This is a genomic window from Actinomadura sp. GC306, assembly GCF_004348665.1.
Taxonomy (GTDB): domain Bacteria; phylum Actinomycetota; class Actinomycetes; order Streptosporangiales; family Streptosporangiaceae; genus Spirillospora.
On record NZ_SMKM01000500.1, the window covers coordinates 1 to 1,837 of the forward strand.

At 69.0% G+C, this 1,837-nt stretch carries 1 protein-coding gene, 1 tRNA gene and 2 pseudogenes; 3 read left to right on the forward strand and 1 reads right to left on the reverse strand.

Annotated features, from left to right (window positions below; genetic code table 11):
• Positions 1-283, forward strand: a pseudogene (locus tag E1200_RS34545) (hypothetical protein); the annotation flags it as partial.
• Between the two features lie 591 nt (positions 284-874).
• On the opposite strand, the gene E1200_RS33000 reads toward E1200_RS34545, so the two are convergent.
• Positions 875-946 (reverse strand) — tRNA-Arg (locus E1200_RS33000).
• A gap of 108 nt (positions 947-1,054) precedes the next feature.
• Here E1200_RS33000 and E1200_RS33005 point away from each other — a divergent pair.
• The gene (locus tag E1200_RS33005; RefSeq protein WP_243709049.1) at positions 1,055-1,438 is read left to right on the forward strand and encodes a response regulator; all 384 of its coding nucleotides are present in this window, start codon (positions 1,055-1,057) and stop codon (positions 1,436-1,438) included.
• A 21-nt stretch (positions 1,439-1,459) separates the two neighbouring features.
• Positions 1,460-1,837: pseudogene (locus E1200_RS34550) on the forward strand (hypothetical protein); the annotation flags it as partial.

Genomic DNA, 1,837 nt, shown 5'->3' on the forward strand with positions numbered 1-1,837 from the left:
GCGTAACCCGGCCGGTGAGCCGGACACCGACGATCCGCGGGGCCAGGTGATGTCGCCGGGGCTGGGGCAAGAGGTGCTGTGCCGTCCCCATGAGGGGGCGCTTTGGTGGTGGTGGGTGTGGTCGGGGCCGACGCGTAGTTCGCCGGTGGAGTTGGAGCCGTTGTGCCCGGTGGCGGACACGGTCACGGCGGCGGAGCGGATTGCGCGGGTGTTGGCGGTGCCGTTCGCCGACGCTCCTGGCTCGTCCGATGCTCCCGGCCCGGCGTCGGGTGGTGGCGGATGATGGGCGTCTCGTGGGCCGCGACGTCGTCGGAGGTGGTGGAACGGCGGTCGGTGGCGGCGCAGATCGAGCGGGAGTTCCCTGGGGTCGTGGCCTGGTATGGGTATGCGACGGGGGCCTGGTGGGCCATGGTGCGTGTCCGCGGGGGTGTGCGGCTGGTGGAAGCTGTCGACCCGCGAGAGTTGCGGGAGGCGATCGTGCACGCGCGGGGGTGGCCGTGGCCGAGGTGACCGGCACGGGTGACGACCTGCACACGGTCGGGCATGCCGGCATCGGGCCAGGGTGCCCGGTGTCGTGTCTGGGGGTGCAGACGGTGGGTGACCTGCTGCAGCTGCTGATGGAGGCGGGCAGGGGTCCCCGCGGCCACGAGTTTTGTGGGGCAGTGCCGCCCGAGAGGCCGCATGAGTAGGGCCGGTCCCGTGCCGGAACGCTCTTGCTAAGGGTTACCCGGGCGGATGGTCCCGAGGTTGTTCCGCGTGTGGTCCGGAGAGCGCGGCAATCGGCGGGCTTCGGGTGGGGCGTGGGTGTTCATGCAACGAACCCCGGTGACTGGCGAGGTGCCGATCAGCCGGGGTTTTTGTAGATCATCTGAGGTGCCCCCTGCAGGATTCGAACCTGCGCACACGGCTCCGGAGGCCGTTGCTCTATCCCCTGAGCTAAGGGGGCCCTGCGCCCCTTGGAGCGGCGCGGTAGAAGGTTACCAGGGTTGGCGGGGTGACGCGCGCGTGGGCGTTCGCCGTGCGTGCGGGGTGGGAGTGGGCTAACTTCGAGGCCGTGACCGAGCCACTGGGACGCGTTCTAGTTGTGGACGACGACGAGGTGATCCGCCAGCTCATCGCCGTGAACCTGCAGTTGGAGGGGTTCGAGGTGGCGACCGCGGTGGACGGTCAGGACTGCCTGGAGAAGGTGGCGGACGTCCGGCCGGACGTGATCACGCTGGACGTGATGATGCCGCGGCTGGACGGGTGGGTAACCGCGATCCGGCTGCGGGAGGACCCCGGGACGGCGCACATCCGGGTCGTGATGATCACGGCGCGGGCGCAGGAGCACGATGTGCGGCGGGGGAACGAGATCGGGGTGGACGCCTACGTGACCAAGCCGTTCGACCCGAACCAGCTGATCCAGACGGTGCGGAAACTCGCGGCGGTGTCCAGATAGTGGTCGGATAGTCTCACCAGGGTGAATCCAGGCGACGTTGGCGGTGCCCTTGTGCGCGCTGTGCGCGACGCTGTGGCGGACGGTGAGATCGATGTTCCCGTGCCGGACGACGTCACCGTTTTCAGTCGTGGGCCTGGGGTTTTCGAGAGTCCTGTGGCGTTGAGGCTCGGGGTGGAGCCGGGGGTCATCGCGCGGCGGGTCGGTGGTGTCGTCACCGGGGGCGGGTTCGTTCGTGTGGCTGTTCCGGTGGGACGTGTTGTGGAGGCCGTGGTTCGGGATCCTGGGGTGGTGAGCGTGCCGCAAGGGTCCTGGAGTGAGTGGCCGCGGACGTTTGACAATCCGGGGTTTTCCGTGCGGTACGCCTATGCGCGGGCCTGCTGGGTCTGTCTCTTATACACA